General features: G+C 72.6%; 22 protein-coding genes. 13 read left to right on the top strand and 9 right to left on the bottom strand.

From position 1 onward, the window contains the following. Positions 1–10 precede the first annotated feature (10 nt). Entirely contained in the window at positions 11–1,087 is a 1,077-nt protein-coding gene (locus tag CHC11_RS11000) for an endonuclease/exonuclease/phosphatase family protein (protein WP_089311531.1), read from the bottom strand. A gap of 252 nt (positions 1,088–1,339) precedes the next feature. Here CHC11_RS11000 and CHC11_RS10995 point away from each other — a divergent pair, with 252 nt between their 5' ends. Beyond that, positions 1,340–2,494: a sensor histidine kinase gene (locus CHC11_RS10995; RefSeq protein ID WP_089311530.1), complete on the top strand. Its 1,155-nt coding sequence runs from the start codon at positions 1,340–1,342 to the stop codon at positions 2,492–2,494. Positions 2,495–2,522: 28 nt separating this feature from the next. Here CHC11_RS10995 and CHC11_RS10990 read toward each other — a convergent pair whose 3' ends face one another. After that, a complete protein-coding gene (locus CHC11_RS10990; protein WP_089311529.1) occupies positions 2,523–3,173 on the bottom strand; it encodes a TetR/AcrR family transcriptional regulator in 651 nt (216 codons plus the stop codon). 227 nt (positions 3,174–3,400) lie between these two features. On the opposite strand from CHC11_RS10990, the gene CHC11_RS10985 reads away from it, so the two are divergent. Then, positions 3,401–4,048 carry a CatB-related O-acetyltransferase gene (locus tag CHC11_RS10985; protein WP_089311528.1) on the top strand — a complete coding sequence of 216 codons (648 nt, stop codon included), beginning with the start codon at positions 3,401–3,403 and terminating at the stop codon, positions 4,046–4,048. A gap of 33 nt (positions 4,049–4,081) precedes the next feature. On the opposite strand, the gene CHC11_RS10980 is transcribed toward CHC11_RS10985, so the two are convergent. Beyond that, a complete protein-coding gene (locus CHC11_RS10980; protein WP_089311527.1) occupies positions 4,082–4,360 on the bottom strand; it encodes a helix-turn-helix domain-containing protein in 279 nt (92 codons plus the stop codon). A 66-nt stretch (positions 4,361–4,426) separates the two neighbouring features. Between CHC11_RS10980 and map the strand changes: the two genes are divergently transcribed. Continuing rightward, complete coding sequence (gene map / locus CHC11_RS10975; protein ID WP_089311526.1) at positions 4,427–5,197, top strand: type I methionyl aminopeptidase; 771 nt, start codon at positions 4,427–4,429, stop codon at positions 5,195–5,197. A 50-nt stretch (positions 5,198–5,247) separates the two neighbouring features. Here map and CHC11_RS10970 read toward each other — a convergent pair whose 3' ends face one another. Beyond that, positions 5,248–6,222, bottom strand: coding sequence for an MBL fold metallo-hydrolase (locus tag CHC11_RS10970; RefSeq protein ID WP_179278785.1), 975 nt, complete (start codon positions 6,220–6,222; stop codon positions 5,248–5,250). A 368-nt stretch (positions 6,223–6,590) separates the two neighbouring features. On the opposite strand from CHC11_RS10970, the gene CHC11_RS10965 reads away from it, so the two are divergent. Next, on the top strand, positions 6,591–6,983 hold the full coding sequence (locus CHC11_RS10965) for a VOC family protein (RefSeq protein ID WP_089311524.1): 393 nt from the start codon (positions 6,591–6,593) through the stop codon (positions 6,981–6,983). Between the two features lie 161 nt (positions 6,984–7,144). On the opposite strand, the gene CHC11_RS10960 is transcribed toward CHC11_RS10965, so the two are convergent. Further along, positions 7,145–7,399 carry a hypothetical protein gene (locus CHC11_RS10960; RefSeq protein ID WP_089311523.1) on the bottom strand — a complete coding sequence of 85 codons (255 nt, stop codon included), beginning with the start codon at positions 7,397–7,399 and terminating at the stop codon, positions 7,145–7,147. 338 nt (positions 7,400–7,737) lie between these two features. On the opposite strand from CHC11_RS10960, the gene CHC11_RS10955 reads away from it, so the two are divergent. Together CHC11_RS10955 and CHC11_RS10950 are read left to right on the top strand one after the other, a co-directional pair. Beyond that, positions 7,738–9,174: a hypothetical protein gene (locus tag CHC11_RS10955; protein WP_089311522.1), complete on the top strand. Its 1,437-nt coding sequence runs from the start codon at positions 7,738–7,740 to the stop codon at positions 9,172–9,174. A 70-nt stretch (positions 9,175–9,244) separates the two neighbouring features. Continuing rightward, a complete protein-coding gene (locus tag CHC11_RS10950; RefSeq protein WP_089311521.1) occupies positions 9,245–9,982 on the top strand; it encodes a hypothetical protein in 738 nt (245 codons plus the stop codon). A gap of 11 nt (positions 9,983–9,993) precedes the next feature. Here CHC11_RS10950 and CHC11_RS10945 read toward each other — a convergent pair whose 3' ends face one another. After that, a complete protein-coding gene (locus CHC11_RS10945) occupies positions 9,994–10,578 on the bottom strand; it encodes a hypothetical protein (protein ID WP_089311520.1) in 585 nt (194 codons plus the stop codon). 165 nt (positions 10,579–10,743) lie between these two features. Between CHC11_RS10945 and CHC11_RS10940 the strand changes: the two genes are divergently transcribed. Continuing rightward, entirely contained in the window at positions 10,744–11,538 is a 795-nt protein-coding gene (locus CHC11_RS10940) for an IclR family transcriptional regulator (protein WP_179278784.1), read from the top strand. On the opposite strand, the gene CHC11_RS10935 is transcribed toward CHC11_RS10940, so the two are convergent. Continuing rightward, complete coding sequence (locus tag CHC11_RS10935) at positions 11,526–11,876, bottom strand: MmcQ/YjbR family DNA-binding protein (RefSeq protein ID WP_089311518.1); 351 nt, start codon at positions 11,874–11,876, stop codon at positions 11,526–11,528. The genes CHC11_RS10940 and CHC11_RS10935 overlap by 13 nt on opposite strands. An 84-nt stretch (positions 11,877–11,960) precedes the next feature. On the opposite strand from CHC11_RS10935, the gene CHC11_RS10930 reads away from it, so the two are divergent. From CHC11_RS10930 to CHC11_RS10905, 6 genes are all read left to right on the top strand, one after another. Beyond that, on the top strand, positions 11,961–12,296 hold the full coding sequence (locus tag CHC11_RS10930; RefSeq protein ID WP_089311517.1) for a CU044_2847 family protein: 336 nt from the start codon (positions 11,961–11,963) through the stop codon (positions 12,294–12,296). A gap of 7 nt (positions 12,297–12,303) precedes the next feature. Beyond that, positions 12,304–13,974 (top strand): VMAP-C domain-containing protein, encoded by a 1,671-nt coding sequence (locus CHC11_RS10925; protein ID WP_179278783.1) that lies wholly within the window; start codon positions 12,304–12,306, stop codon positions 13,972–13,974. Then, positions 13,975–14,964, top strand: a complete 990-nt coding sequence (locus tag CHC11_RS10920) for an AAA family ATPase (RefSeq protein WP_089311515.1) — start codon at positions 13,975–13,977, stop codon at positions 14,962–14,964. Continuing rightward, positions 14,954–19,624, top strand: coding sequence for an SAV_2336 N-terminal domain-related protein (locus CHC11_RS10915; protein WP_089311514.1), 4,671 nt, complete (start codon positions 14,954–14,956; stop codon positions 19,622–19,624). The genes CHC11_RS10920 and CHC11_RS10915 overlap by 11 nt, the downstream gene beginning before the upstream one ends. Before the next feature lie 39 nt (positions 19,625–19,663). Continuing rightward, a complete protein-coding gene (locus tag CHC11_RS10910; protein WP_089311513.1) occupies positions 19,664–20,239 on the top strand; it encodes a TetR/AcrR family transcriptional regulator in 576 nt (191 codons plus the stop codon). A 103-nt stretch (positions 20,240–20,342) separates the two neighbouring features. After that, positions 20,343–21,587, top strand: a complete 1,245-nt coding sequence (locus CHC11_RS10905) for a Cmx/CmrA family chloramphenicol efflux MFS transporter (RefSeq protein ID WP_089311512.1) — start codon at positions 20,343–20,345, stop codon at positions 21,585–21,587. Between the two features lie 12 nt (positions 21,588–21,599). On the opposite strand, the gene CHC11_RS10900 is transcribed toward CHC11_RS10905, so the two are convergent. Further along, entirely contained in the window at positions 21,600–22,844 is a 1,245-nt protein-coding gene (locus CHC11_RS10900; RefSeq protein ID WP_143227017.1) for a hypothetical protein, read from the bottom strand. Between the two features lie 176 nt (positions 22,845–23,020). Beyond that, entirely contained in the window at positions 23,021–25,087 is a 2,067-nt protein-coding gene (locus tag CHC11_RS10895; protein ID WP_245919048.1) for a M6 family metalloprotease domain-containing protein, read from the bottom strand. Between the last annotated feature and the right edge of the window lie 97 nt (positions 25,088–25,184).

Genomic DNA, 25,184 nt, shown 5'->3' with positions numbered 1-25,184 from the left:
GCCACGGGATTCACCAGCTGATCTCGGCCGCCACCGGAAGGTGGTCGCTGCCGGTGGACGGCAGCAGCCACGAGCTTTCCGGTTCCACGCCGCGGACCAGGATCTGGTCGATCCGCGCTACGGGGAACGCCGCCGGCCAGCTGAAGCCGAAGCCGTCCCCGGCCGCGTCCTGGACGGAGCGCAGCCGCGAGGTGATGCCGGCGAACGCGCGGTCGTCCATGGTGCCGTTCAGGTCCCCGAGCAGCACCACCCGCTCGTTCTGCTCGGCGGCGACGGCCTCGCCGAGCGCCTGCGCGCCTCTGTCCCGGTGGGCCGTCCAGAAGCCCGCCCTGGGATTCACGCGCACGGACCCCAGGTGGGCCACGTACACCGCGAGCGGCCCGTGCTGCGTGGCCACTGTGGCGCGAAGCGCCCGGTTGTAGTGCATCTTGACTTCGGCCGGTTTGGACTCCCCCAGCGGCCCGGCGTCCGTCTTGATGTCGACCGGCCGGGTGTCCGAAAGCGGCAGCCTGCTCCACAGCCCGACCGTCCCCTGCACCGTGTGGTACGGGTACGCCTTGCGGAGCTCGCTCTCGTACGTGCCCCTGGCCTCCGGGGGCAGCTCCTCCAGTGCCAGCACGTCCGCATCGGAGGCGGCCAGGTCGCGGGCGGTGCGGGCCGGGTCGGGGTTGTCGGCGCCGACGTTGTGACTGACCAGGGTGAAGTCACCGCCCGGGTGGGACCTGTCGCCGAGCAGCCCGCCGAACAGGTTCAGCCACACCATGACCGGCAGCAGCAGCGCGGCCACCGCGGAGGCGGAGCGGCGCCACAGCGCCCCGGCCAGCAGCACCGGGACGAACAGGCCGAACCACGGCAGGAAGGTCTCCACCAGGCTGCCGAGGTTCCCGATCCGGTTCGGGATCGTCGCGTGCAGCAGCATGAGCGACCCGAGCAGCAGCGCCACCGCCGCGAGCACCGGGCCGCGCTTCCAGGGCCCCGGCCGGGAGCCGACGCGGATCGCCCGGCGGACGCCCGCGCGCCAGCTCCCGGCGCCGGTGTGCCGGTCGGCGCCCCCTTGCCCGGTCTCCGCCGTGTCCACCGGCGCCATCGTCTGTCCTCGTTCACTGCCGGTCACTGCTGCATCCTCGGGTTCTGAGCGGGGTCGGCATGTACGCGGGGGCGACCACGGTGGATCGCGTTCATGATCGGACGGTCACACCTTCGAGTCGCACCGCCAGTCAAGGCGGTGCGGTGTTGCCGGCGCGTATGGGGTTTTCGATATGCCGGCGATATGCAGCGGTTCGTAACATCGAGAGCATGCGTGTGCGGATCGTCGAGCCCGTCCACCCCGGCGGCACTCATGGATAGGCGCCCAGGGCTCAGCGCCCGCCTGAAGCTCACGCTCAGCTACGCCGGATTCCTCCTGCTGGGCGGCGCGCTCCTATTGGCCGTTTTCTGGGTGTTCGTGCTGCGCTGGATGCGCGATGTCGACCCCGGAGCCATCCAGCGGAAATTCGGCATCGTGATCGTGGTCGGGCCCGACCGCTCCGACCTCCTGCGCGGCTTCTACCCCGCCGCGGCCGTGGCGATGGGCTTCCTCCTGGTGTTCGGCCTCCTGGGCGGTTGGATCCTCGCCGGCCGGATGCTCGCACCGCTCGCACGGATCGCGGACGCGGCACGGACGGCCTCGGGCGGATCGCTGTCCCACCGAATCCGGCTACGGGGCCGCAAGGACGAGTTCCGCGAACTCGCCGACGTGTTCGACGCCATGCTCGAACAACTGCAGTCCCACGTCGAAGAACAGCAACGGTTCGCCGCGAACGCCTCCCACGAACTGCGCACCCCCTTGGCGATCTCCCAGACGCTGCTCGACGTCGCCCGCACCGACCCCACGCGGGACCAGGGCGAACTCATCGAACGCCTCCACAGCGTCAACACGCGGGCGATCGATCTCACCGAGGCCCTCCTGCTGCTCAGCCGCAGCGATCGCAGGAGCTTCAGCCGCGAGAACGTCGACCTGTCCCTCATGGCCGAAGAAGCCGCCGAAACGCTGCTCCCCCTCGCCGAACAGCGCCGGGTCGTGCTCGACGTCACCGGCGAGAGGGCGCAGACCGTCGGCTCCGCGGCGCTCATCCTGCGGATGGTGACCAACCTCGTCCAGAACGCCGTCGTCCACAACCTCGTCTCCGGCGGCACCGTGACGGTCCACACCGAATCGCAGCACGACGCGAGCGTGCTGCGGGTCGTGAACACCGGCCATCGGGTCCCACCGGAACTGGTCCCGACCCTCACCGAACCCTTCCAGCGCGGCACGCAGCGCACGCGCAACGACGAGCACGCCGGCGTCGGCCTCGGGCTGGCGATCGTGCACAGCATCGTCCGAGCACACGACGGGACCCTCGACATCACCCCTTGCCCCACCGGCGGCCTCCGCGTCGCGGTCCGACTCCCCGCGGGCCGCGCGGGGACATCTCAGCCGGCATCGTCCCCGAGCGGGGCCTACAAGATCAGTTAGCGGGAATCCGGTGGACGCGCGTTCGGCCCTACTCGGGTGCGTCGCCTGGAGGGACGGTGAAGGCGCCGGCGGTCGCGGCCAGGGCGGCGGTCCTGGCCGCGTGGGCGGGCAGGGCCGGGTCGGGCGGGGTTCGGAGGAGCACCAGGTGGTGGTACAGCGGTGCGGTGGCGGCGATGAGCAGGCGCCGGGCGTCGGTGTCCGGCGGTAGTTCGCCGCGCCGGACGGCCCGGGTGACGACGACCTCGCAGCGGGCGTAGCGGTCCTCCCAGAGCCGTCGCTGGGCGCGGGCGGCCTTCTCGGAGCGGAACGAGGCGGCGATGAGGGCCGCCATGATCGGCGGCTCCGCGGCCATGGCCGCCTGGATCTCCTGGTTCAGGGCCGTCAGGTCGCCTTCCAGCGAGCCGCCGTCCGGGGGTCGCCAGTCGTCGTCGCCGGCCGCGTCGAGGGCGTCGGCGAGCAGGCCGCCGACGTCGCTCCAGCGCCGGTAGACCGTGGCGCGGTGCACGCCGGCGCGGGCGGCGACGGCCTCCATGGTGAGCCCGTCATACCCGTGTTCGCCGAGCTCGGCGAGGACCGCTTCGAGCACCTGCGCACGGGTGCGGGCGGTGCGGCCGCCGGGGCGGGGCCGGGGCGGCGGCGCGGGCCGGGCGCCCTCCGGTCGTGGTGTTCGGGGAGTCATCGCAGGTGGTCCGGTTGCTCGATGGGACGGCGGCATGGCAGTATCTTAATGTAACAGATGTCGCATTAGCGGCAGGGCTCGCCGACACCGAGCGTCAGCCATGATCGGCGGCTGCGCCGGCGCCGGAAGGGCGGCCACCCGGCCCTGGAGGCGACTCCGATGCCCGCGGCCGGCGCCTGACGTCCGCCAAGCCCGCAGACACCTCGTCAACAAGGAAGCGACCCGTCATGCCACTCGTCCCCGCCGACCCGACCGTCGTGCATCCGATGCCCGGCCAGCCGCGGGTGGTGCTGCTGAAGCCGCTGGTCACCTCGCCGCTGATCGAGGTCGGAGAGTTCTCCTACTACGACGACCCGGACGATCCGACCGCTTTCGAGACCCGCAACGTGCTGTACCACTACGGGCCGGAGCGGCTCGTGATCGGGAAGTTCTGCGCGCTGGGCGAGGGAGTGCGGTTCATCATGAACGGCGCCAACCACCGCATGGACGGGCCCTCGACCTTCCCGTTCCCGATCATGGGCGGCTCCTGGGCCGAGCACTTCGACCTCATCACCGGCCTGCCCGGACGGGGCGACACCGTGGTCGGCCACGACGTCTGGTTCGGCTACCGGGCCACGGTGATGCCCGGCGTGCGCATCGGCCATGGAGCGATCGTCGCCTCCGGCTCCGTCGTCGTCGACGACGTCCCCGACTACGGCATCGTCGGCGGCAACCCGGCCCGGCTCATCCGCCGCCGCCACGGCGACGCCGACGTCGCCCGCCTGCTGGCCCTGGCCTGGTGGGACTGGCCGCTCCAGCACATCACCGAGCACGTCCGCACGATCATGTCCGGCGGCGTCGACGACCTGGAGGAGGCGGCACCCCGCGCAAGGTGAGGCCACCCGCGATGCCCCGACCTTCCGACCCGCTCAGGCGCCGGAACCGGTGGGCTCGACGTCGCGTTCGGGCCGGCTGATCTCGGCCCACACCTCGTCGAGGGAGAGGCCGAGGACGCCGGCGATCGCGGCGATGGTCGTGAAGGCGGGGGTGGCCACGCGGCCCGACTCGATCTTGCGGAGCGTCTCGGGCGAGACGCGTGCGTCGAGCGCGGTGGCGAGCATCGAGCGCTCTCCCCTGGCCCGGCGCAGGAGCGCGCCGAGGCGCTGCCCGCGTTCGAGCTCCGCGGGAGTGAGCGGCAACCTGACCATGGCCCCTATTCTAATACCGGTATAGTATGGCCGGTATAGTTATTGGTTGCCTAGGATGGGCGTCGCATGATCGAGATCCTGAACCCCAGCGAAGTGGCCCGAGCCAAGGACACCGGCGCCCTGGTCGCCGACATCCTGCAGACGCTCAGGAGCCGCACCACGGTCGGCACGAGCCTCCTGGACATCGACCGGTGGGCCGAGTCCATGATCGTCGACGCCGGGGCGCAGTCCTGCTACGTCGACTACGAGCCGTCCTTCGGACGCGGGCCGTTCGGCCACTACATCTGCACCGCCGTCAACGACGCCGTGCTCCACGGGCTGCCCCACGACTACGCGCTCGCCGACGGCGACCTGCTGACGCTCGACCTCGCGGTCTCCCTGGGAGGGGTCGCCGCGGACTCCGCCATCAGCTTCATCGTGGGCGAGTCGAAGCCCCCGGAGAGCGTCGCGCTGATCAGCGCGACCGAACGCGCTTTGAGCGCGGGGATAGCCGCCGCCGCCCCCGGGGCCCGCGTCGGCGACATCTCCCACGCCATCGGCTCGGTCCTCCGCGAGGCCGGATACCCGATCAACACCGAGTTCGGGGGTCACGGCATCGGATCGACGATGCACCAGGACCCGCACGTGTCGAACACCGGACGGCCCGGCCGCGGATACAGGCTGCGTCCCGGTCTGCTGCTCGCCCTGGAGCCGTGGATCATGGCGGACACCGCCGAACTCGTCACCGACGCCGACGGGTGGACGCTCCGGAGCGCGACGGGCTGCCGGACGGCCCACAGCGAGCACACGATCGCCATCACCGACGACGGAGCCGAGATCCTCACCCTGCCCAGGTAGGCGCAGGACGCCGGGCTCCTGTTCATGAGCGTGGCTGTGCCCGCACCGGCTCAGGGCTTGATGCCGAACGGGCCGAGGGAGTTGTAGTCCAGCCGCAGCGACTCGGCCATCGCCCATGCGTTGGGCAGCGTGAACACATCCGCGCCGCCCAGGCGGTCCAGCCAACGGGGGACGACGTCGTCGGCCGCCTGCGCCGCCACCGCGTCCAGATAGGCGCGGAAGACGGCCCAGCCGTTCTCGGTGTCGACCGGCGCCATGACCGACTCAAGGTCCACGTTCGAGAGCGCCGCCTCGGTGGTGGTGCGCAGGTCGTTCATGTACTCGATCTGGGTGCGCACGTCCTCGGGCGTCCCGGGGCGGTTGACGTGGCCGCCGACCAGCTGGTCGAAGTCGTATCCCAGGACCTTGTCGTACAGGGCGAACACCCCGGGCAGGTTGGCCGACAGCGCCAGGTTCGAGAACGGCACCCAGCCGGGGAAGATGACGTCGACCAGCATCACGACCCGTTGCTTCGGGAGATAGATCAGGCTGTTCCCCTCGCTGTGGTTGGGGCCGGGGTAGTCCAGATGGACGGTGTGGTCGCCGGCCTCGATGGTGAGGGTGTGATCGAAGACCTCCGTGGGGAGAGGCCGATCCGGGTCGGCGAGCGCCTCCAGCCGCTGGGCGACGATGCCCTGGGCGTAGCGGGGGACGGAATCGGGGTAGATCGACATGCCGCCGACATGGTCACCGTGCTCGTGGCTGTAGATCACGTGTGTGATGGGCTTGCCGGTCACCCGCTTGATGGCGCGCAGGATGTCGTGCCCGAGCGTCGGGGGCGCGTCGACCGCGATGACCCCTTCGTCATGGACCACGAACATGTTCCCGTACTGGCCGTCGCTGAGCCAGAAGACGCCGTCGGCGATCTCCTTCATGACGTACCCGGCGTCCGGGATCTCAGGCCCCTTCGCGTTCTCGGGCAGCGGGGCGGTCGGCCGCTCCCTCCTGCGCTGCGCCGATGCGGAGAAGTGGGACATCGTTCTCATGGTCATCCCCTCGCTCGTCAGCTGGTGCCGTGAAGCCGCCGGCCTTTACTGCGGGCGACCCGCGGGGCCGATCGACACTTTCCACTCGCAGGCCCCGGCTGTCCTGATACCCACATTCACACCACAAGGCACCAATTCCTATAAAACCACTTTAATTTGCTCCAAAATCTCAACAATGGGAGTTTTGGTACGCTCCCCCAGGCGATCAGGGCCTTACGGTCGAACGGGCAGACCGGCCTACGACATGGAGTACCTCGTCCGGTTCCAGGTCGACATCCCCGCCGGGACCTCCGACGCCGAGATCGAGCGGCGCCGGCGCGCGGAGCCGCTGCCGGCATCCCGGGACCTTTCCTGGCAGGTTGGTGAACATGGACATCAACTGCGTGATCGTCGACTCCGCTGACCCGGATCGGCTGGCGGCCTTCTGGAGCGAACTGCTCGACCGGCCGGTCGTCGCGCGTTCCGGACCGTACGTCTGGCTGGAACGCAGAAACGGTCTGGGCGTGGGCTTCCAGCGCGCCGGCGGCGACAAAGCCGCGAAGAACCGGCTGCACCTGGATCTGGAGTCGGAGGATCCAGCCGCCGAGCAGGCCAGAGTGGAGGCGCTGGGCGGACGGCGGCTGACCGAGTACGACCCCGGAGGCTTCCTCGTCATGGCCGACCCCGAGGGAAACGAGTTCTGCATCATCCCGAAGGGCCCGTTCGAGCTCGACGACGAGGGCCGGGCGGACTACCTGACGGCGGACGCGAAGGCCACCTGATCGCGAGGCCGGTGCCGGTGGTGCGGCCGGTCGGCATGGACGCGACCACCCCTGCGCAGTGGCGGGCCCCGAGGGGCCGGTCCCATAGAAGCGGCCCACAGGGGGCCCGCTTCTATGGGTGTTTCAGCCGGCAGGGTTACGGTCGCCGGCCGTTGAGTTGATCAGGCGCCGTCCTGCAGCGCCTGCCGCGCCGCCCGCATCTCGGGTGTGACCTCGTTATCCGGGTCCGCCAGCGACTCCATGAGCGTCTGCCCGGCGTTGCGATTGCTCGCCGCGGCCATCTGCCTGGCACCTTCCCTGACGATGGGGTCGGTCGTACGCAGGGCCAGGAGTGTGTACTCCTCGGCCTTGGTCCCGCAAGCCTGCTGGGTTTCACTGAGCCGTTCTTGTTCTCCTCGACTTCGCCTCAATGCCATGACAGGTCTCCTTCTGGTCTTTTGTTTGTGGTGGAGGGACGGCTCGTTGACGGCCCGTCCCGGCCACTACCGTCCCGCACTCCCGGCCATCGTCAACGCACCGCCCGCCGGCAGGGTCGGCGCCGGCCCCGGATTCCAAGCCGGGGGGGACGGCCGAATATCGTCGCCACCTGGCCATCCGCGGCGGACGGCACGGAGGGGCCGGGACGGCGCTGATAGGATCTCGGCCGATGCATGGGCGGTGGCGAGTGACATGGTGGCCCGCCCCGGCGTGACGCCGCCGGCCCCGGACCGGCGCAGGATTCGGTCCGCCCGCACGTCCCACAGTTAGGTTCCCGGTGTCGTTCTCCCCTTCGACCGTTCGCCGCAACTGGCTGTTCTGCGCGGTGCTCCTCGTGGGCGTCGCGCTGCGGGTGCTCGCCATGGTGGGGTTCCGGGGCGTGCTGTGGTTCAACGACAGCTACGACTTCGTCCGGATCGCGGACGACCCGTTCCCCCACCCGCTGAGGCCGTCCGGGTACGGGCTCTTCCTGTGGACGTTGAAGCCGTTCCACAGCCTGGCGCTGGTGACGGTGCTCCAGCATGCGGCGGTCCTCGGGCTGGCGGTGCTCGGGTACCGGATGCTGGTCCGCGACTTCGAGGTGCGGCGGACGTGGGCGGCGCTGGCGGTCGCCCCGATGCTGCTCGACGCCTTCCAGGTCGAACTCGAGCACCTGCTGCTGTCGGACACCCTGTTCACCGTCCTGGTGTTCGGCGCGATGCTGCTGCTGGCGAAGCCGGGGGAGGCCGGGTGGCGGCGGGCCGCGCTGGTGGGCGCGCTGCTCGGCGTGGCGGCCGTCACGCGGACCGTGGGGGTGCCGCTGTTCCTGATCGCCGTCCTCTACCTGCTGCTCAGGCGGACGCGGTGGCCGGTGTACGTGGCGCTCGCCGTGACGTTCGCGCTGCCCGTCGGGGCGTACGCGACGTGGTTCCAGCGGGAGCACGGCCGGTTCCAGATGACGGGCGTGGACGGCATCTTCCTGTGGGGGCGGACGGCGGCGTTCGCCGACTGCGACGCGTTCACGCCCCCTCCGGACCTGGCGAGGCTGTGCCCGTACGGCGCCAAGGGCGACCGGCCCGCCTCGTCCCACCAGATCTGGGAGGACAACTCGCCGACCGGCTGGTCCAACGGGCGGGCGTTCGACGAGGAGACCAACGCGCGGGCGCAGCGGTTCGCGGTGTGGGCGATCAAGAACCAGCCGCTCGACTACCTGCGCGTGGTCTCCTACGACTTCTTCGTCCGGACGTTCTCGTGGCACCGGTCGCGCTACCCGACCGTGGGCACCGAGGCCAGGTACCACTTCCCCACGCGGCCCACGGCGCGCAAGCCGGAACTGCCCGTCTACGGGGGCGGCGAGCGGGGGGCGGTCGTGTACGAGTACTCGCATGGAACGGGCCGCACGCATGTCGTCGAGCCGTACGCCGGCGTGCTGCGCGACTACCAGAAGCACGTGAGCGTGCCGGGGACGGTGCTCGGCGGGGTGCTGCTCGCGGGCGCGGCCGGAATCGTGTGGCGGCGGGCGCGCGCGCGGACGGCGCTGTTCTGGACGTCCGGTGTCGCCCTCCTGGCCATCCCTCCGGTCACGGTCGACTTCGACTACCGCTACATGCTGCCCGCCCTGCCGTTCGCGTGCTTCGCCGCCGCGCTGGCGTGGGGCCGCCGCCATCCGGTCCCGGCCGCGCCGGAGACCGAGCCGGCCGGGGCGGCGCCCGAGGTGCAGCCGGCGGACGCCTGACACGATGCCGGTTGAGTCTGAGTACGAGAGCGGATACCGCCGCGCGGCGGCCGACGGGAACATTGGGCGCATGCGCCGATTCGTGATCCCGCTGGTCGTCCTGCTCGCCGCCGGGTGCGGGCAGGTGGGCCGGAGCTCCGAGGACGTGGCCGCCACCGACGCGCGGAAGGCCGCCGAGCGGGCCGGCGACCGGGTCTACGACTCCCGGGTGCGGCCCGCGCAGGACGTCGGGCACCGGGCGGCGGACCTCGACGGCGTGGAGGTCATGCGGGTGTCCGGCGTCTCGACCGCCGGGGACGGGGTGCGGCTGGTGCTCCGGACGTCCGGGACGGCGCCGGACGGCGGCTGGTTCACGACCTCGACGATCACCGTGCGGAGATGCTTCGAGATGCGGTTCTCGACCACCACCGAATGGCAGCGGTACGGGACCCGGCAGGTGGCGTGCCCGTCCGGGGGCCCGCTGACGTTCAAGCCGTGGCCGAAGACGCCGCAGATCCCGTTCGAGCGGCTGCGCAAGGCGCTGCCCCGGGTCCCGAAGGGAGGCGGGGCGGACGAGGCGAAGGTCCGTGCGGCGGTCGGATCGCTGCGGCTCGACCCGGCGATCCGGCGCGAGTTCGCGACCGGGGGCGACGTGGTCGGCGTGGCCCTCACCGTGAGGCCCTACGGGTCGGACGCCTTCGACTGCGTCCTGGCCCGGGTGGCGCCGGGCCGCACCAGCGTGTGGACTCCGCCCCGCACGCAGCGGATGGCGGGCGAGGGCGGCTGCGGCGCCGGCAACGCCGTCGACCCGCTGCCGCCGCCGCACTGAGGCCGCGCCGGTCAACGCATGTAGGGGCGTGGCGGCGGCGGTGGGGGCGGCGGTGGAGGCCCGGGGCGGTTCACCTCCACCTCGGCCTCCATCAGCGGGCGCTCCTTCGCCATCCGCAGGCCGGGCAGGGCCAGGAGCAGGCCGGGAACGCACACCGCCGCGCACGCGATCAGGCCTCTGAAGAGGATCTTCTCTCCCTCGCCGGGGTCGCCGGCGTCCAGCGCGGACAGCACGAAGCGGGTGAAGATCACCAGCGCCGCGCAGACGACGAGGTACCCGAGGATGATCAGGAGGCGGCCGATCCGGTCGCGGGCGCCGCGCCGGCGGGCGCCGCGCCACAGGTAGCGGCCGATCGTCAGCACGGTGCAGCCGACGATGACGACGGTGAAGCCGTCGACCAGCGGTTCCAGGTCGCCGCCGGCGTCGCTCAGATCGGCGGAGCCGAGGTCGGACCCGAGGCCGGTGCCGAGGACCGCCTGGACGCCGTAGAGGAACCCGAGCAGCATCGCCGCGGCGCCGATGACGATCAGGAGCAGGCCGAGCAGGAGGAGCAGGACGTTGGGGCGGTGGGCCGCCTGACGGTAGGGCTGGGTCATGGGCTGGTTCCCCCAGTGCGGTCGGGACTCCGGTGCGGCGAGGGCACCCGCGGCGCGGCGCCGTCCTCGCCACGGTCACCGAGACCGCTTCCGGACGCCACGGGAGCGTGTCACTGAGTGACCCACCGGTGGCTTTTCGTCCGCCCGGCCACGAACATGGAGGGCATGGACGACCGCACCGTGACCGGACGCGTCGTCGCCGTCCTCGACGCGGTCGCCGCCCACGGCGGGCCGATGACGCTGGCCGATCTCACGCGCGAGGTCGGCGTCCCCAAGCCCACGGTGCGCCGCATCGCCGCCGACCTGGTGGCCCGGCGGATGCTGCAGCGGTCCCCCGACGGGCGCTACCGGCTGGGCTCGCACCTGCTGGACCTGGGGAGGCGCGCGGCCTTCCAGCAGGGTCTGCTCCACGCCGCCACCCCGCACGTGCAGGACCTGTTCGCCCGTACCGGGGAGATCGTGTGGGTCTGCGAGATCAGCGACGGCTCGATCACGTTCATGGGCATGGCGTTCGGCGCCAACCGGGCCCCCGACGTGCGGCGCGGGGAATGGCCGAACGACCCGCGCAGCGCGGCGCTGCAGACGTCCGCGCTCGGGCGGGTGGTGCTCGCCGAGCGGCCCGACCTGCTGGAGGGCCTGCGCGGACGGCCGCCGGCGCCGCAGACCCCGCGCGGCACCATGTCCTGGCCGCGTTTCCTGGACGAGCTCAGGGCGGTGCGCGACACCGCGATCGCGGTCGAGCACGAGCAGTGCCGGCTCGGCTTCAGTTGCGTCGCCACCGGGGTGCGCGGCCCGGGCGGCGGGTTGATCGGCTGTCTCGGCGTGACAGGCCGCACCGGCAGCCTGTCCACCGGGCGCATGGCGCGGCTCCTGCCGGCCGCGTCGGACGACATCACCCGCGCCGCCGGGACGCTCTTCGAATCACCCCCGCGCTCGCTGGAAGGGCGTCATCCGTCCTGAAGGCCGAGGCGGGCGGCGGCGACCTTCTTCGGGACGACCATGCGCCACGCGTCGATGACGAGCTCTTCCATCTCGGCCTCGTCCAGCGCCGCCGTCCATGCGTGCACCCAGTGGAAACGCATGTCGGACTGGCCGGGGAGGTGGAACTTGTCCGGCTCGGATTCGACGAGGGCGAGCCGCTCCTCCTTGGGGAACGCGAAGCCCATGACGGTCTCGTCCCGCGAGAAGGCGACGTAGACGATGGAGCCGACGCGGAACTTCACCCGGTCCCTGATGAGGTGCTCGGACGTGCGGGGCAGCGTCATCGCGAGGGCCCGCACCTGCTCGACGGTGATCATCCTGTCCTCCTGTGGCCGCGCCGCTCCCGGCGCGGTCTCCCCAGCAAAGCACCCCGCAACGCATGATCTTGTTAGATTTGCCGGGTGAACGAACTGGTGCGCTGGCGGACCGAGCACGGGACCATCGTCGTGGAGACCGACGACCGGGAGCCGGGGTTCCAGTCGGTGTCCCGCGCCGGCGATCTGGTGCACGACGCGGCGGGCAAGCTGGAGGACGCGTTCCAGAACGTCCGGGAGGCGGCGCAGGCGGCGCTCGCGTCGCTGCGCGGAGGCGACCTGGACCCCGACGGGATCGAGCTGGAGTTCGGCGTCAAGCTGAACGCGGCCGCCGGGGCCGTCATCGCGAAGACGACCGTCGAGGGCCACCTGAAGGTCAAGATGACGTGGGGGCAGCCGCCGCGCGCCGCGGAGGAGGCGTAGCGGCATCGTGGACGACTGGCAGTGGCGCGCCTGGGTCGGCCCACCGTCCGGCGGCAAGCTCGGCGCGGCGTTCCTCGTCACCGCGACGCGGCTGCTGACCTGCGCTCACACCGTCCACGGCCTGGAGGAGGCACGCGTCGGATTCCCCGGCCTCCTGGAGGACCTGCCCGCCAGGGTGGTGCGCCGCGGCGACTGGCGGCGGGCGGGCGACCGCGGCGACGTCGCCGTCCTCGAACTGCGCGAGCCCGTCGCGCTGACCCCCGCCACGCTGGCCGCGCCGGGCGGCCTGCACGAGGGGAGCCTCGGCGGACGGACGTTCGGGGTGTACGGGTTCCCGCGGCGTCACGACCGGAACGAGCGGCACGCGTCCGTGACGACGTTCCCGCACCGCGGGATGCGGCGCGAGTGGTGGGAGCTGAAGACCGGGCCCGGCGACTGGCTGGAGGAGGGCTACAGCGGGTCCGCCGTGTACGACCCGGCGACCGGCGAGGTCATCGGCATGGTGACGAACGCCGAGCTGCGGCACGGCGACCGGGCCGACCTCGGCTGGATGCTGCCCATCGAGCACATCCGTACGTACTGGGAAGAACTGGACGACCTGCTGCCGCTCCGGTGGCTCACCCCCGAGGCCCGCCGCGAACTGCGGGAACTCCTGGACGGCGTCCGCTGCACCGACCCGCTCGCCGCCGACCTCGAACGGATCACCGGCCGGCGGGCGTTCGGCGGGTTCCGGTCGGCGTGGGGTTCGGTGCGCTACGTGGCCGAGGGCTGGGAGCCGGACCGGCTCGTCCGGTACGTGGCGGCGCTCGGGCCGCACCTGCCGGGCTCCGCCCGGCGGCGGCTCGCCGCGTGGTCCGCGCGGCACCTGCCCGGCGCCGCGCCCGCCGTCCCGTCCCCGGGGCCCGCGTCGGTGATCGTCCGGCTGGAGCGGGCCACGTTCGACAACGCCTTCGACGTGACGGTGCACACCTGGATCGACGGCGCCGAGGGACCGGGGCGGCCGACCGAGCGCGTCCCGGACCGGCGGGTGCGGCCGGTGGTCGAGGCGGGCGTGGCGGCGCTCGCGCCCGCCCTGTTCGGCCGCGAGTGGATGATCGAGTTCGCGGTGCCGGAGGGCTGGCTCGGCAAGCCGTTCGAGCAGTGGTACGTCGACCCGCGCAACAAGATCCCCATGCGCAGGTACCCGGTGGTGGTGCGGGACGTGGAGCGGCTGCGGCCCGAGTCGATCCGCCGCGACCAGGCCCACCACCGCTGGCGGCTGCTGAACGAGCGCGGCCGCAGCGACCCGCGCCCCATCGCGTGCGACGCCCCGCGCAAGGGCAGCGACTTCCAGGACTGGCTGGAGGCCAACGTCGACTTCTGCGTCCTGGTCTACGGGTCGCGTCCGGTGCGCAGCTGGCTGACGGCCGCGCTCAACAACGGCGTCCCCGTCATGATGTGGACGCGCACCCCCTGCGACGCGCCGTCGCACGAGGACTGCCGGGGGCACCGCGTCCTCGACGAGCTGACCGCGGCTGTCGGCGACCGGCACCCGGGCGACCTCCCGCAGCTGGCGCTCGCGCTGCGCAGGGCCGCGCTCGTCGCCCCCAAGGACGCGCCGCACTGCGGGCGCGACCTGACGCTGCTGTGGGACGATCCGTCCCGGCTGCCCGACCCCCCGCTCGCGATGGAGGCATAGGTGCCCGACTGGCTGCTCTACACCGGGAGCCGACGCACGCACGACGGCATCGACCGGCTGCCTCCGCCGCCGCCGTGGCGCGCGTTCGACGGCGGGCCCGCCGCGGAGCCCCCGTCCGGCGGTTCCGGGAACGAGCACCAGGCCACCACGTACCGTCCGTCCGACGATGCCGTGCAGCAGGTGAACGCCGCCCTGTACCTGCGCCGCCCGCTGCTGGTGACGGGGCCGCCCGGCACCGGCAAGTCGACGCTCGCCTACGCCGTCGCCCACGAACTGGGGCTCGGTCCCGTCCTGCACTGGCCCATCACCAGCCGGACCACGCTCCGCGACGGCCTCTACCAGTACGACCCGCTCACCCGCCTGTACGCGGCGGGACGGCACGACGCGGCGGGACGCGGCGACGCGGCACGCGAGGAGGACATCGGCCGCTACATCCGCCTCGGCCCGCTCGGCACGGCGCTGCTGCCCTACCGGCGGCCGCGCGTCCTGCTGGTCGACGAGATCGACAAGAGCGACATCGACCTGCCCAACGACCTGCTCACCATCTTCGAGAAGGGCGAGTACGAGCTGCCCGAGCTGTCCCGGCGGGCCGACCCGGTCGCCGAGGTCATGACCGCCGACGGGCCGGGCGGGCGGGCCGCCGTCACCGCCGGCACGGTCCGCTGCCGCGCTTTCCCGCTGGTCGTGATGACCAGCAACGGCGAGCGCGAGTTCCCGCCCGCCTTCCTTCGGCGCTGCGTCACCGTGGAGCTGCGGCAGCCGTCGGGCGAGGCCGAGCTGTCGGCGATCGTCCGCGAGCACCTCGGGCCGCTCGCCGACCGGAGCGACGACCTCGTCCGCCGCTTCTTCGAGCGCTCCGCGTCCGGCACGCTGGCCACCGACCAGCTCCTCAACGCCGTCTACCTGTGCCGCCACGCCGGCACCGAGGACCGCCGCGCCCTCGCCGACCGGATCATGCCCTACCTGGCCGGGCCCGTCGATGACGATTGACCGGCTCCGGGACGCCCTGTCGGCCATCGGGCCGCCGCCGGACGCCCGCGAACTGAGCGAGATGCTGTGGCTCGCCTGCCACGTCTCCCCGCCCGCGGAGCGGCCCTTCGCCGTTCCGCCGGTCCCGCCTCCGGTCGCGGACGAGCCCGTGGACGCCCCTGCGCCGCCCGAACCGCCGGAGCCCGCCGCGCCGCGCCCGTCCGAGCCGCTGACCGAGCTCCACCCTCGGCCGGGCGCCGGAGCGGAGCCGGCGGGCCGCGCGTCCGAGGTGCTCGTCCCGACCGCGCCGATGCTGGCCGACCCCCTCGGCGTCCAGCGGGCGCTGCGCCCGTTGAAGCGGCGCGTCCCGTCGCGGCACCGCGTCGAACTGGACGAGGACGCCACCGCCGCGCGCATCGCCGACACCCGCCTGTGGACGCCCGTCCTCGTCCCGTCCCCCGAGCGCTGGCTCGGCCTCAGCCTGGTCGTCGACACCGGCCCCACCATGCGGTTGTGGCGCCCCCTCGCCCGCGAGCTCGCGGAGACGCTGCTCCGCCAGGGCGCCTTCCGGGACGTCCGCCTCGGCTACCTCGACGGGAAGGGCCGCGTCGCCTCCGCACCCGAGGCGCCGCCCCAGGACCCGGGAACGCTCCTGGACGCCTCCGGGCGGCGGGCCGTGCTCGTCCTCAGCGACTGCTCGGGCCCCCACTGGTGGAACGGGCGCGCAGTGCAGGCCGTGCGCCGCTGGGCGCAGGCCGGGCCGACCGCGATCGTCCAGCCGCTGGCCGAACGCCTCTGGCGCCGCACCGCCGCGCCGGCCTCCCCCGGCCTCGCCGTCCTCCCCCGCCCCGGCGCCCCGAACACCGACCTGCGCTTCGCCCCCTACGACGGCGCAGCCGGGGCCGGCGTGCCCGTCCCCGTCCTGGAGATCGCGCCGCGCTGGTTCGGCGCGTGGGCCCGGCTGGTCTCCGGCTCCGAACCGCAGCCAGCGGCCATCGCGATACTGCCCGGGCGCCCGTCCGGGGCGGCACCGGTGCGGCGCGAGCGGGAACTGCCGGTCGCCGAGCGCGTCCGCCGCTTCCTCGCCACCGCCTCACCGGCCGCCGCCGAACTGGCCGCCCACGTCGCCGTCTCCGTCCCGTCCCTGCCGGTGATGCGGTTGATCCAGCACCGGATCCTCGGCGGCTCGGGCCCGGGCCAGCTCGCTGAGGTGCTGCTGAGCGGGCTGCTCCGCCCGGCCGGCGGCGTGCGCTACGAGTTCGTCCCCGGCGCCCGCGAGGCGCTCCTCGACACCCTCCCGCGCCCGGAGGCCCTGCACACCCGGCACGTCCTCGAAGCCGTCTCCGCCGAGATCGAGCGCCGCGCCGGAACGACCGCCGAAACGTTCCGCGCCCTGCTGCCGGCGGACGGCGGCCCGGTCGTCCTCACCGCCGACACCGACCACTTCGCCCTTGTCACCCCGCAGGCCCGCTCCCACCTGACCCCCGCTCCGGCTCCTGCGGCCCCGGACCTGCTGGAGCTTCTCGGCACTCCGGTCGAGGAACTGGTCGGCGACGGCTGGGACCGCGGCCCGCGCCCCGCGGTGATCGGAGTGGACGGCGACGACCTCGTCTCGGTGGACGTCCTGCACGGCCACCCCGACCTGCCGCACGGCCTGATCACCGGTCCCCGTGCGTCCCGGGACGCGCTGCTGCGGACGCTCGTCCTCAGCCTCGCGCTCGACCACGCGCCGACCATCCTCAACTTCGCGTTCGTCGACTTCGACGGGGGCGTATCCTTCGCCGGGCTGAATCGCCTCCCCCACGTGGCCAGGTCCATCTCCGCCGACTCGGTCAATTCCTGGAAGATGGGCACGATCGCGGGTTTCCTGGAGACGGAGCGGCGGCACCGGGAGAACGTCCTCCAGGCCGCAGGGGTCACCACCTGGGACGAGTACCAGGCGGCCATCGCGGGCGGCCGACCGCTCGACCCGCTGCCCGCCCTCGTCGTGGTCATCGACAACGCCGGGCCCCTGCTGAACGCGAGATCCAACCTCCTGGACCCTCTCGCCGCCCTCTGCGAAGCGGGACCGGCCCAGGGGCTCAGATTCGTCTTCTGCTCGCCGAACGACTCGCTCACGCAGCCGGAACTCTCCGGCTTCGCAGGCTGGAACATCGGCTTTCCCAGCCGCATGGGCGATCATCTCGCGTCCGTCCACATCTTCGCGCAGGAGGCCCGTCCCGCCTTCGAGCCCGCACGCATCTCACTCGACGCCGTCCGCCCGATCGTGAGGCTGATGCAGCAGCGCGGCCTGAGAGCGCGCCAGGTCCCCTGGCCACAACGACCCGTGGAACCCGTCGTTCCGGCGCAGGAGTCCTCCGCCCAGCCCTCTGTCCTGCCCGAGTTCGACGTCCTGCGGTTGAACGGCGGCGGGTCGGACGGGATGCTGCGCGAGACGTGGGCGCTGCCCGCCGACATGCCGCGCAGTCCGACGATCGGCTACCGGCCGGGCGGCCATCTCCTCGGCCTCTATCCGCTGGACGCCTCGTCGGGCATTCCGCACGGCCTGGTCGTCGGCAGTCCGGAGGCCCGCCAAAAGGTCGTTCGCGCCATCACCCTTGCCCTCGCCGCAGGATACTCCCCGGCGGACCTCCGGTTCGTCTTCGCGGGGCTGGGCGAGCATCCGCTCGGCGAGCCCATCGACCTTCCGCACGTCCGCCACTCGGAGGAAGAGCTGCTGGGCTCGCCGGAGAGACTCCGGCGGTTCTTCGACCTCCTGTCCGGCGAGCTCGACGAACGGTCCGCGGGCCCGTCCCAGAACGTGCCGCGGGCTGCGAATCCCGGCACCGACCAATGGACGGTCGACGAGATGTACGAGCGGTACCGCCGAGACCCTCATTCGGTCGACCGGGTCTGGTGGGACTTCTTCGACGACTACCAGCCGGGCGAACGCCCCGCGGCCCTGTCGACCCCGCAGCCCGAGACGCGGCCGCGTCTGCTGGTGGTGGCCGATCTGTCGCTCACGTTCCCGCTCAGCAGGCGCGAGGTGGGCGAGACACTCCTCTCCCTGGCACAGCGAGGCAGGGCGCTCGGCGTCCAACTGCTGCTCACCTCGTCCACCGTCGAGACCACCACGATCTGGGACCGCCTCCTGCCCCTGCTCGGCTGGCGAATCGCGGCGAGCCGTCTACCGCCCGACCAGCTCCAGCGCGTCCTGGGGCAGGCGAGCCTCCAGTTCCCGGACGGCGAGCGAACGGCCTACCTCCTCGCCGGAGGCGGCTCCCCCCGACGTTTCACGGTGGCGCCGGAACCTCCCCGGGAGGCCGTCGACGACTTCGTCCGACGAACACGCGAGTACTTCCCGCCCACCTCGGCGGACGCCGCTCCGGGCGGCGCCGGCCTCGGGGCCGACCGCCGCCTCCTCGATGGCCTGGATGAGGCGATCGCGAGCGAGCAACGGACCATGGCGGGCGAACCCGTTGACGGCGCGATGGTGCGGGCGGCCCTGCAAGAGATCCTCCGGGACGATGCCGAGACCGCACGTGCCGGGAGATCCCGACGACTCCGTCATCTGCTCTTCCCCGCCCCGTACAGGCCGGAGATGCTCATGACCGCGAAGCTGTACGCACGGATGCTCGCCGAACTCGGAGTCCTCCCGCGCCGGAGCGCCAACCGTGTCGCGGTCCGTTACGGCGACTCCGCCGGCAACGCACCGACCCCCTACATCGATGCGTCCGGCGCGCGCTACGGCTTCGACCCCACCGGCCGAGTCGCCGAGATCTTCAGAGCGAACCGGGGCAGCGTGCTCCTCATTCGCGACATATCGGGGGAGGCCACGTCAAGCAATTACCTTCATCGAGAGATAATCAACAAGCTCGTCGTGGCGATGCGGAACACGCGGGACAACACCTTGGTCGTCCTCTGTGGGAGGCCTAGCGAGTGGGCGCTGCTCTCGACCGTTCCCGGATTCACCGACCGTTTCAGATCGGTCCACGCCTTCAACGCGAAGGCCGCGCCGCCGCGCTCCCCGAGCATCCCACGGAGCCCGAGCGTGCGGCTCGGAAGCGATCCGGAAACGGGCGAGCCCGTGCTCCTGGACTTCGGCACCGATCGCCACCTGCTCATCAGCGGACCGAGCGACAGCCAGAAGTCTCCCCTGGTGCACAGGATGGCCGAGGAACTCGCATCGACCGGCACCGAGCGGGACCGCCTCGTCTACGTCCTGGACACCTACATGAGCCCGCATGACCTGGCGGACGCGGAGGCGCGGAGACAGGCCGGCGTACGGTACACGGCGTCGCCGGAGGAGTTCGGCGGGCTGCTGGACGAGGTCATACGGAGCGCTGAGATTCCCCTCGGCGGCACGGGTCCCGAGGTGTACGTGCTCGTGGCGCACCGCCGGCGCCCGGTCAGGGACGATCCGCTCGCGGCGGCCGTTCCCGTCCTTCGGACGATGCGCGAGCACGGCGTCCACCTCGTCCTCGCCCACCACCAGATCACGGCCGGGGAGCCGCTCGACCCCGTGGTCGCGTTGCTCCGGAGACTCGGCGCACCCGCCCTGCTGACCGGCCGCGTGGGCGGCCAGGAAGCGGATCTCTGGGACGTGCCCACGACCTTGCAGGGCCCCCTGGAGGCGGGTGACGCCCTGCTGGCGCATCCCGGGCGGCAGCGGCTCGTCCGGCTCGGCAATCCGACCGGATGATATTGGATCGAGCTGTCCATAACGTGTTACGGTGATCCCATGGCACGGCCGAGGAAGTTCGACGAGGCGCTGGCCGTGGAGGCGGCCATGCGGGCCTTCTGGGCGGACGGCTACGAGGCGACGTCGACGCAGGAGTTGTGCGCGGCGACCGGCCTCGGGCGCAGCAGCATCTACAACACGTTCGCCAGCAAGCGCGATCTGTTCGTCAAGGCGCTGACGCGGTACATGGACGTGCGGACCACCCGGCTCATCGACCACTTGCAGGGCGATGAGGGCACGGTCCGCGAGCGCCTCCGGGCGGTCATGGACTGGGCCGCCGAACCGGACGAGGACGACCCGTCCGGATGCCTGGTCGTGAACGCGACGGTGGAGCTCGGTCCGCACGACCCCGACATCGCCGAGCGGCTGGAACGGGACCGGCGGCGGCGGTTCGCCGCCCTCAAGGCGGCGATCGAGGACGGGATGCGCGACGGCGAGATCGACGCCGCCAAGGACGCGGGTGCGCTGGCGCACTTCATGATCTCGACGATCAGCGGTATCCAGGTGGCCGCGCGCGGCGGCGCCGGCCCCGACACCCTCAGGGCCATCGCGGACACCGCGATGCACTCCCTCTGACCCGGGCGGCCGGTGAGCCGCCCTTTTTCCCGCCCGAATTTTGTACTGATCTATCCAATACAATCCTCGCTCACCACGGCGCTCACACCACAGGAGGACACCGATGCCACTGGCCGTCTACGTGCTGGGGCTGGCGATCTTCGCGCAGGGCACGTCCGAGCTGATGCTGGCGGGGCTGCTGCCCGGCATGGCGCACGACCTCGGCGTGTCCGTGCCGGCCGCCGGATGGCTGATCTCGGCGTTCGCGATCGGGATGCTGGCCGGGGCGCCGCTGCTCGCCGTCCTGACGATGCGCTGGCCGCACCGGCGGGCGATGCTGGCGTTCCTCGCGGTCTTCGCGCTGACGCACGTGGTCAGCGCGCTCACGCCGGGGTACTGGACGCTGTTCGCGATGCGGATCGTCGGCGCGTTCGTCTACGCGGGGTTCTGGGCGGTGGCGGCGGCGACCGCCGTGAACCTCGTGCCGCGCGACGCGCGCGGGAAGGCGATGGGCGTCGTCGCGGGCGGCCTCACGGTCGCGGCGATCGTCGGACTGCCCGCCGGGACGGTGGTCGGGCAGCATCTCGGCTGGCGGGCGGCGTTCTGGGCGGTCGCGGCGATGTCGGCCGCCGCGATGGCGGGGGTGGTCGCGACGATCCCCGCCGCGCGTGCGGGCGCCGCGCCGCCCCGGGTGCGGGACGAGGTGCGCGCGATGGCCGTCCCCCGCCTGTGGCTGCTGTACGGGACGACGGCCCTGGCCACGAGCGGGCTCCTCGCCGTCTTCGGCTACCTGGGCGCGTTCCTGACGGAGACGACGGGGATCGCGGAGGGGTGGGTCCCCGGCGTGCTCGCCCTCTACGGCGTCGGCGCGCTCATCGGGATCACGCTCGGCGGCCGGACGGCCGACCGGTGGGGCGTCCCCACGCTGTACGCGGGCTTCGCCGGACTCACCGTCGTGTCCGTCCTGCTCGCCCTGGCGGCGCGGTCGCCCCTGCCCGTGGTGGTCCTGGTGTTCCTCCTGGGGTTCGTCGGATTCGGGACGAACCCGACCCTCAACTCGCGGGCGTTCGGGATGGTGGACGGCGCGTCGACGCTGGTCGCGGCCGGGAACGTCGTCGCGTTCAACATCGGCATCACGGTGGGCCCGTGGCTCGGCGGGCTCGCGCTCGACGCGGGGAAGGGCTACCCGTCCACGGCCTGGATCGGAGCGGCGCTGGGCGCCGCGGCGATCGGCACCGTGCTGGTCGACACCGTGCTGGTCGGCACCGTGCTGGCCGGCACCGTGACGGGCGGTACGGGGGCGCCCGGCGGGCCCCGGCGGCGGCCCGCCGGGGAGGCCGAGCCGGCCGGGTCCACGATCAGCGTGTGAGGGAGCCGGCGGTCAGGAGCACGAGGCCGCGCGGAACGCCCACAGGGCGCGCCGCCCCGGGTGCTCCGCGAGCGTGAAGACGCGGTGGCGGCCCCGGTGGCAGGACAGGTCCTCCGGTCCGTAGGAGATCGTGCGGCGCCGCACCGGGGCCCAGCCGCGGCCGGTGTGGCGGGTCGAGAAGAGCCGGCCGCGCTTGCCGCCGCGGCCCTGGGTGAACCACCACCGCCCGTGCGTCCTGACCGCGCCCTGGACCCTGTCCACCGGGAGCCGCGCGCCCCCGTCGGCGCTCGCGGTCCCGCCTCCGGCCAGCGCCTCCAGCGGCCAGGAGACCACCCGTCCCCGCGGCCAGTCCGGGCGGCAGTACTCGCCCGCGATGAGGACGTGCGGCCAGGTGGTGCGGTCGATCGCCGTCCACGACATGCGCAGCGGACCCGAGCCCCTGCACCTGCCCCCGACCCGGCCGCGGGCGAAGTGCCGGCTGCTCGTCTGCGCCATCACATAGCGGAAACCGTGGGCGTAGTAGGTGCCGCCGTACAGCCCGATCCGGCCGGCGTGGCCGGTCGAGCCCGCCCTGCTCGCGGCCAGGTCGAAGATCTGCCGCATGTCGAACTCGCGCAGCCCGTGCCGGGTGTCGGCGACGTACAGCTTGTCGCCGTACCAGGCGATGCCCCCCGCGTGGACGCCGACGTCGGTGTAGGTGGGCCGCCCGCCCCGCATCACCGGCGCGACGAGCAGGACGTGCCGGTACGTGCGCCGGTCGGGGTCGACGAACGTGAGCCTGACCCGGCCGCCGTTGTGCCAGGACACCAGGATCGGCCGGACGCCGCCCGCCCATCTCTCGCCCGCCGCCGCGTCCGAGACGGACGTGACGCCCTGCGGAACCCAGTTCCCGGTGGTGCTGTCCGCCCTGTCGAAGCAGTAGACGAGCGAGCCGGCGGGGACACCGGCCGCCCGGCCGCAGCCGCCGCCCAGCCTGGCGTGGCCGGACGAGCGGAGCAGCGCGGCGACACCCGTCCTGCGGAGCCTGCCGCCGAGCGCCCCGATCGCCCCGCTCCGGTCGGTGCCGCGCCGCAGATCGAAGTCGCGCGGGTCCAGGGGCGCCGCCGCGGTCCGTGCCCGCGCCGCGGGCTCCGCCCGAGACTCCGCCGACGCGGGTGCGGGCGCCGCATGGGCGACGCCCGGGATGGCGGCCGCCAGGACACCCGCCGCGACCGCCGCGGCTCCCGGCCACCGGACCGCCGTCACCGTACGTTGCATGATCGTCACAAGGCGGCACTTACCCGGGCCGGATGCTGCGGACGACCCCGAGATGATCTAGGGAAGGACAACTTATGCTTCGCGGCCCATTACTTCGGGGGCGTCGACCCGCACCCGCCCCCCGCGTCACGGACGGGACGGCCCCCGCACGGGGAGGCCGTCCCGTCCGGACCGGGTCAGCGCAGGGCGCAGGTCCCCGAGTCGGACTTCGACGGGTCGCTCTCCGAGGTCCCCGTCAGGCTGAGCCGCGCGTGGCGGGCGGCGCCCGGCTCCGCCTTCGCCCAGACCTCGACCTTGGTGCGGCCGCCCGCCCGGGCGGTGGCCAGCTCGTTCGGCAGCGACGTCGTCCAGCCGCCGCCGGACACGGCCGCCTTGAGACGGAACACGTCGGAGCCGTGGCGGCCCTCGCCGCCCCGGCCCGTGTTGGTGAGCGTCATCGTGCACTTCGTCCAGCCCGCGCCGGTCGGCCGGGCGGGGCCCGAGTCGACCCGCACGCCGCGCCGCTGCGGCCCGGCGCCGTCCAGCGAGCCGACCGCGACCGTGTAGGACAGCACGCCCTCGCGGTCCCGCCTGAGGTTCAGGACGTAGAAGTGCAGGCGGTTCGCCTGGTCGACGTACTCGTACTCGCTGCCGGAGTTCGCCCCCGCGTGGTAGAGCGCGTCGGAGAGCTGCCGGTAGTCGCCGATCGTCATCTTCTTCGGGGTGCCGTCGGGCAGGACGAAGTCGACCTTGTCGATGTCCTGCGGGTTGGCGTCCTCGACCCAGATGAACGGGGCGCGGTCCTGGTCCTTGGTCTTGGCCAGCAGGACGCCGGAGTCGGGCGTGAAGGAGTCCGTGCCCATCCGGTCGACGACTTCGAGGGTGTAGTTGTCGTAGCCGCCGCCGTCGCACAGCGGGTCGGCGGCGGTGTCGCACTGCGGGCTCTTGTCACCGCCCTCGCCGAGCTTGACGTTGATGCCGGTGAGGCCGCCCTCGCCCGGGTCGGCCGACCGGGCGGTCACGTCGGCGACGACCAGGCCGGACGCGGCGAGCGCGTCCCGGCTGAGCTGGAGCACGTCGTCGCCGTTCACCATGCCGAGCTTCAGCTTGTTGCGGAGCATGTGCTGAGCGCCCATGGACCCGCCGCCCGTCGCCGGGATCGTCCACCGGCTGTGCGGGCCGCCCGGCCCGTTGAACGTGCCGCGGCTGAGCATGTCCCACGGGCCGCTGAAGGCGCGGCGCGGCGGGTCGCCGTAGGGGTTGTTGTAGTTGTCGCCGATACCGAGGATGTGGCTGAACTCGTGGGCGTAGACCGACATGCCGGAGCTCTCCGCCTGCGTCGAGGAGACTCCCGGGATGGCGTTCGGCCAGATCGTCGAGCCGGCCTGCCAGGACGTCCAGGGGACGTACCGGGTCTTCACCCAGTTCGTCAGGGTCGGATCGCCCGGCCCCCACTCGTTCGGCACCTGCTCCTTCGTGCCGAACTTCATCTCGCCGAACTCCTGCCAGGTGGACGACTCGTCCTGCCCGGCGCTGAGGAAGAAGACGAAGTCGAACTCGTTCGCCGCCTCCTCGCCGACGTCGGCGACCCACGCGTCCCGCGCGTCCTTGCGCAGGTCGCGGTTGCAGGTGTCGCCGGTCGGGCATCCCGTTCCGCCCTGCATGCCGTCCACGCCGTACTCGTGGTCCTTGGCGGGCATCTGGTAGGCGCCGAACCCCGTCAGGTTCACGCCGAACCGGCCGCCGGAGTCCTCCATCCAGTACTCGTGGAGGGTGTGGCCGTGGTTCAACTCCTGCGGCTTGTTGAGGAAGTCCTGGTAGAACTTCGCCACCTGCGCGCGCGGCACGTCGCCGACCTTGACCGGGTTGCCGAAGACCGACGAGTTCACCGGCTGCGTGACCTCGAACGGCTGGTTCGGGTAGTCGGCGAGGACGACCGCGACGTTGAAGTTCTTCTCCGACCCCTTGCGGGCCGGGTCCGACCACGAGGTGCCCGGGATCGCGGTGTAGTCGTCCCAGGTCATCGTGTCGGGAAGCTCGTAGTTCTGGGGGTCGATCGGGCGCGGGGCGCCCGCCGCGTACGTGCGGGCAGACGGCTGCGCCCGCTGCCACGGCTGCGTCTGCGGCCAGTGCCGCATCTGCCAGGGGTTCGCGGTCGGTTTCGGGACCGGGGGCCCCGGCTGCGCGGCGGCCGGCACGGCCGCGAGTCCCACGACCAGCCCCATCGCCGCCGCGGGCACCAGCAGAATCTTCTTGGCGCGCATGTCTCCCCTACCTCGGGTGGGTTGCGGGGAGACGGTAAGGACGCGCGGTCCCGCACGGCTACGGCCGACTTAGACGATCTTGCGCCGGATGCCCTGG

Source organism: Actinomadura mexicana, assembly GCF_900188105.1.
GTDB classification, from domain to species: domain Bacteria; phylum Actinomycetota; class Actinomycetes; order Streptosporangiales; family Streptosporangiaceae; genus Spirillospora; species Spirillospora mexicana.
This window is presented reverse-complemented; position numbering and strand designations above follow the sequence as displayed.

Bases quoted from the DNA above. Each gene is read 5' to 3' on its own strand.
- CHC11_RS10900 (WP_143227017.1), bottom strand. From the start codon at position 22,844: ATGCAACGTACGGTGACGGCGGTCCGGTGGCCGGGAGCCGCGGCGGTC.
- CHC11_RS10970 (WP_179278785.1), bottom strand. From the start codon at position 6,222: ATGAGAACGATGTCCCACTTCTCCGCATCGGCGCAGCGCAGGAGGGAG.
- CHC11_RS10905 (WP_089311512.1), top strand. From the start codon at position 20,343: ATGCCACTGGCCGTCTACGTGCTGGGGCTGGCGATCTTCGCGCAGGGC.
- CHC11_RS10915 (WP_089311514.1), top strand. From the start codon at position 14,954: ATGACGATTGACCGGCTCCGGGACGCCCTGTCGGCCATCGGGCCGCCG.
- CHC11_RS10995 (WP_089311530.1), top strand. From the start codon at position 1,340: ATGGATAGGCGCCCAGGGCTCAGCGCCCGCCTGAAGCTCACGCTCAGC.
- CHC11_RS10940 (WP_179278784.1), top strand. From the start codon at position 10,744: ATGGACGACCGCACCGTGACCGGACGCGTCGTCGCCGTCCTCGACGCG.
- CHC11_RS11000 (WP_089311531.1), bottom strand. From the start codon at position 1,087: ATGGCGCCGGTGGACACGGCGGAGACCGGGCAAGGGGGCGCCGACCGG.
- CHC11_RS10895 (WP_245919048.1), bottom strand. From the start codon at position 25,087: ATGCGCGCCAAGAAGATTCTGCTGGTGCCCGCGGCGGCGATGGGGCTG.
- CHC11_RS10910 (WP_089311513.1), top strand. From the start codon at position 19,664: ATGGCACGGCCGAGGAAGTTCGACGAGGCGCTGGCCGTGGAGGCGGCC.
- CHC11_RS10985 (WP_089311528.1), top strand. From the start codon at position 3,401: ATGCCACTCGTCCCCGCCGACCCGACCGTCGTGCATCCGATGCCCGGC.
- CHC11_RS10980 (WP_089311527.1), bottom strand. From the start codon at position 4,360: ATGGTCAGGTTGCCGCTCACTCCCGCGGAGCTCGAACGCGGGCAGCGC.
- CHC11_RS10935 (WP_089311518.1), bottom strand. From the start codon at position 11,876: ATGATCACCGTCGAGCAGGTGCGGGCCCTCGCGATGACGCTGCCCCGC.
- CHC11_RS10965 (WP_089311524.1), top strand. From the start codon at position 6,591: ATGGACATCAACTGCGTGATCGTCGACTCCGCTGACCCGGATCGGCTG.
- CHC11_RS10945 (WP_089311520.1), bottom strand. From the start codon at position 10,578: ATGACCCAGCCCTACCGTCAGGCGGCCCACCGCCCCAACGTCCTGCTC.
- CHC11_RS10990 (WP_089311529.1), bottom strand. From the start codon at position 3,173: ATGACTCCCCGAACACCACGACCGGAGGGCGCCCGGCCCGCGCCGCCG.
- CHC11_RS10950 (WP_089311521.1), top strand. From the start codon at position 9,245: ATGCGCCGATTCGTGATCCCGCTGGTCGTCCTGCTCGCCGCCGGGTGC.
- map (WP_089311526.1), top strand. From the start codon at position 4,427: ATGATCGAGATCCTGAACCCCAGCGAAGTGGCCCGAGCCAAGGACACC.
- CHC11_RS10960 (WP_089311523.1), bottom strand. From the start codon at position 7,399: ATGGCATTGAGGCGAAGTCGAGGAGAACAAGAACGGCTCAGTGAAACC.